The organism is Bacillus cereus (assembly GCF_015071065.1).
Classification (GTDB): Bacteria; Bacillota; Bacilli; order Bacillales; family Bacillaceae_G; genus Bacillus_A; species Bacillus_A cereus_BA.
Genome location: NZ_VOVA01000054.1, coordinates 1 through 5,165 on the forward strand (window position 1 = coordinate 1; position 5,165 = coordinate 5,165).

A 5,165-nucleotide genomic window follows, 5' to 3' on the forward strand; every position below is an offset into this window, starting at 1 on the left:
ACTTAAGATTCCAAAGTACCCCCAAAACAAAAAATTGTACACTTTATTGTTTTGAGGGTATTTGCTTTTCTTAGCTTGATGGCGATGGGCTGTATCCCAATGATACTAAGAAAGGGATTTGCATTTAGGCTTATTTTATGCTAATTATAATTAATTGTACTTTTAAAACATTGGTACATAGTAATTATATTAAAGTAGGTATATATCTAAGGATTAAATTATTTATTTCACCAAGTAAAGTAATATTTTATCAGAAAATTCTTACCTTTGTTAAAGTGAGATGGGTTATAATGCAAAGTAGGTGCTGCAGTTACCTTGATATTTATAAAGATGGAGGTTATGTAAATGTCTTCAAAAAGCGAACTGAATCTCAAGCTATCATTAGAATCACAGTTATCTTTTCCTGTTTTTAAACAGGAAGCATATGATATATATAAAGAATTGCGCGAATTTCACCCTGTTTATCCTTTATCTTCAGGAGAAAAGAGTCAAAGTTGGTTGATTACGAGACATGAGGACGCAATCTCTTTATTGAAAGATGCTACATTAATGAAAAATATTGAAAACGTATTCAATAACGAAGAAGAAGTGAACGTACCTATTTCATTAGAGAATAGGGAACTTTTAAGAAATCATATGCTGAACTCAGATCCTCCTGATCACAACCGTCTACGATCACTTGCTCAAAAGGCATTTACCCCTAAGATGATCATACAACTCGAAGACCAAATTCAATATATTGCTGATACTTTATTAAGTAAAATAGAACATAATAATTCTATAAACCTTGTAAGTGATTATGCTTTCCCTTTACCTATTATGGTGATTAGTGAAATGTTGGGTGTTCCTCTTGAAGATCAGCATAAATTTAAAGTTTGGTCACAGGCAATTATTAGTACTCCACATACGTTAGAAGACATGCAGAAAAACAATCAAAAATTAGGAGAATTTGCTGAATATATACAGCATTTAGTTAATAAAAAGAGAGAACAACCTGCTGATGATTTAATCAGTGCACTAATAAAGGCGGAAAGTGAAGGAATGAAATTAAATGCATCGGAATTATATTCGACAATTACGTTGCTTATTGTTGCTGGACATGAAACAACAGTAAATTTAATTACAAATATGACATTGGCCTTGCTGGAGCACCCAGTTCAGTTACAAAAACTTCGTCAAAATCCTAATTTAATCGATTCAGCAATTGAAGAGGCGTTACGGTTTTACAGCCCTGTTGAATTAACGACTTTACGTTGGACAGCAGAACCATTTACAATGCATGGACAAGATATTCAATCAAAAGATAGAATTATTATATCAGTAGCATCTTCTAATCGTGATGAAAGGATTTTCCCAGACGCGGATGTATTTGATATTACAAGAAAAAATAATCGTCATATTGCATTTGGTCATGGTAGTCACTTTTGTCTTGGTGCACCACTCGCTCGTTTAGAAGCAAAAATTGCAATTTCTACACTATTACACCATTTGCCAAATATACAGATACAAGGTGAAAGAGGGCAAATAAGGTGGGAAGAAAACTATCTAATGAGGTCATTAGAAGAGTTGCCTCTAAAGTTTTAACTCATATAGTTATCAATTAAAAAGGTTATTTATTGCTCTGGCAAATTTTCCTTCTAAAAAATCTGATACGCATAAATCATTGTTTTGAGCACATAGAAAAAAGACTGTAACAAAAATACTTTTGCTACAGTCTCTATTAATATTTCAACTAGTTATTATATAATTTTATTTCTGAAGCTGAAGCAAATCCACCGTGTCCGGATACGACTTCAAGCTTTACATACTGAGCATCTACTTTACTGAAACTTGCTTTCTTTGTAAGTTTATCATTTGCCCAAGTTCCAGTAGCAACCTTTGTAAAGTTAACTCCATCCAGACTTGTGTATATATTATAACTAGTTATGTTACCATTAGAATTACTATCTTGTCTTGGAACATAAGCTAATTGTGATACACTAGTAACTTCATTAAGCTTTATCGTAATGTATGGAGCCTTATCACTTCCATTCCAAAGCGTATGCCACATTGTTGTAGGGTTTCCGTCAACTGCATTTGCAGCAGCATTATTAGCTGAAACTTCCTGACTGGAGACACCTGCAACTGATAAATTTTTGCGCGGTATTAATCCTGAAGCAGCAGTATCAGTAAACTTTATGTTCACAGCATCACTTGCTGGATTTGTACCAACAGCAAACTTTCTAACAGTTAACGTAACATTTCCTGTTAAATCTGGTAAATTAAGAGGAGTTGGATTATATTTTGTCCAATGTGAACCTTGATCGATGCTGAATTCCATCGTACCGTCTAGACCAAAAATTAAGTTCTCATCATCATTTGAAGAAACATTCACTTTACCAGATTTTCCAATTGGAATTAATAAAGGTTGCGTCGTTCCAATCACTCTTGTTAAAATACCATTCGTTGAATTGATTGCTGATATTTCTTCATTACTAAGAAGCATATCATTGTTTTTAGCAGCTTTATACGTTTTCCCCCCATCAATACTATATTCCGTATCGGTTTTAATGCCCATTAATTTCCCTGCATTTACTCCATCAAAACTAAAAGTAGCAAGGCACAATCCTAAACTTGGCATTTGGGCTTTTATATTATTAGCTACTTGCTTCTCATTGACATTCGTTATTGTAGAGAATGCATTTAATATATTTAAAGTATATTGCTGAAGCTTAGCTCTATCACCTGTATTAAGAACATGACTTCTAATTTGAGTAAGAAGGTCCATCATAGGTCTTGGCTCATTAGCAAAAGCAGAAACGATACTGTTATTTAATTCTTGCCACTCAGCATCTGTTACATTTGGATTTTGTAACATGAGAGAAACGTAATCTTTCCATACTAAAACATTAATTGGTAAAATATTAGTAGCTATTTTATAAATTGCACTTTTCTTATCTGATGAAGCCATCGCTTTCGCTAGCCAGCGTAATCGCTCTGATTGATCTAGTTTTACTGGGGTACGTTCAGCATCTTCAAATTGTAAGATGTAAGGTACTTGATTTCCCAAACTATTATTTGACCAAGGAATAACAGTTACATCATGACGGCCCGATTCCCCCCATCCCGATATATCATTTCCTAAATTCCAAGAAGATGGTTTGTCATTCCATATGAGTGCACAATGCCCAGGTTGTGTAACAGGCATAGCGGCCACACCAAAGGCTTGACTTACTTGCACACCAAACTTCGAAATATTACCGCATACCCCGCCAAATCTGTAAATGGAAGAAAGATTCCAACCTACACCGTAGAATGCATCATTCCCAGCTTGAATGCTAACTCCATCCTTGTTATTTGTTACATACTGAATCAAATATGCACTTGTTCCGATCTTATCTTGACTTTTAAGTTCTGGATGTTCCGTATTAATCATGTTTCTTGCCCAAGTTAAATCTGCTTCTGGTGACCAAGTATTCACTACTAATCTTAAATGCCAAACATCATATGTTCTAAAGACTGGGAGTAACTCATTATTTTGATCTGCTGATTTATAATGTTGATACCTCGTTAATGGATTAATAGGTTTATTGTTTGTCCAATATTTTATAGGTTCAGCATGAGCTAACGATGTAGCTATCGCTAATTTTAAATACAATCCTTGGTGAGAATCTGCATCCGTATTCCATATTGTATTCCATATCTCAAGTGCATTTACAGGATTTTTTCCTGTTGGACTGCCACCTTCAAGATAAGTATTCATCGCATCTGTATTTTTCATAGCCCAGCTAAGAAATGTCTGATGGTCAGCATCTTTTTTAGCGAATGTATTCATTGCTGCAGCGCCTGTTTGTGAGATCAATTGCCACTGAGCCAAAGCTGCTGCAAATACTGGGTCTGCAAGCTTATTTTGTAAATCCGCTTCAGTGATATTTCCATTCAGGTACGCTGTGAGATAGCTCAAATGCCCCTCGAAATTACCATTTGCAATTGCCTGATTTGTCTTTTGGTTCAATGTTTCTAGATTGAATGTTTCTAGATTGGATGACACCGTTTCAGCTGAAACTTTTGTATACGGAATCGTAGCAAAACTCCCTAAAATAATCGGCATAGTTAATAATAAAGATGAAATCTTTTTCAAAATAAGTCCCCCTTTTTTTGTTTTTGACCTTTGACTGCTGCATTATCCTCCTTTATATAAAATAATTCCTCACACCTAAAGGCATGAGGAATTAAACAGCCAACATGAATATAATTTGGTAGTTTCCTAACCTTTCGGCAACTGGCTGACGTAGTGGAATGCACCTTAGTCCCTATAGCTTTGCGCCATTAGCTTTCACTAATTTTGCCTTTATCGAATTTCATTATCGGATGGAATCATAACAAAATTCAAAATATATTTATATATTTTGAAACTTATTAAATCAAATCAAATTTCATTTAATAATGTGGTATTCCTTAATTAAGGGAAAAATTCTTCTATAGTTTTTTACCACTAGTTATTATCATTACGGTTTCTCGTGTTACATCTAAAATGATAAATAAAACTTTCACGGAAGAAAAACGACTTGAATAATGACAATTCGCTTTTCCTCCGTAGGGTAGAAAAACGAAAGAGTAGAGGTGGGAAAGTCCAAACATTTCAAACGTCAGAATTTTAAATATTCAGAAAAATAAAGCGGAAAGGGTTTGTATCCACTCTCACTATAATTAAGATTCTATCACTAGAAATACAACGAAACAACAAAATTTGCATAAATTCGACATTTTTTTTGCGGAGTAACTTAATGTTATCTCAGCCTTTATAACCAAATAACATACACTTTATAAATCGATTTGGGTATAATTCATCTAACTAGTAACGTGCTTTTAACTTTGAAAATAGCCTAAATGCTAAAGTTGATGGATGTGGGGTCTCACCACATCGCCATCAAGCTAAGACTTTTAATTACCCCCATAACAAAAATTTTATGCATCGTTGACTACTGATAACGATAATTATGTAAATGAGCTGTCCATATGGGCGGCTTATTGTATTTTTTGTACAGAGATAATAAAGTTGTTTAAAAAACGCCAGTCATGTTATGCAACAATTGGGCCAGATTGTTGCATAATTGAATATGAAAGTTGTGCCGTTTTACCCGTATTGATATTCTTGTCTTAAAGAGGTGATTTTGTGAAAATTG

The 5,165-nt window shown here is 34.1% G+C and carries 2 protein-coding genes and 1 riboswitch; of the genes, one reads left to right on the plus strand and one right to left on the minus strand.

What is annotated here, in order from left to right; genetic code table 11:
• Nucleotides 1-345 precede the first annotated feature (345 nt).
• On the plus strand, nt 346-1,584 hold the full coding sequence (locus FT637_RS29255; RefSeq protein WP_193649220.1) for a cytochrome P450 family protein: 1,239 nt from the start codon (nt 346-348) through the stop codon (nt 1,582-1,584).
• A gap of 148 nt (nt 1,585-1,732) precedes the next feature.
• Here FT637_RS29255 and FT637_RS29260 read toward each other — a convergent pair whose 3' ends face one another.
• Nucleotides 1,733-4,120, minus strand: coding sequence for a discoidin domain-containing protein (locus FT637_RS29260; protein ID WP_193649221.1), 2,388 nt, complete (start codon nt 4,118-4,120; stop codon nt 1,733-1,735).
• A 133-nt stretch (nt 4,121-4,253) separates the two neighbouring features.
• Nucleotides 4,254-4,339, minus strand: a riboswitch (cyclic di-GMP riboswitch).
• Between the last annotated feature and the right edge of the window lie 826 nt (nt 4,340-5,165).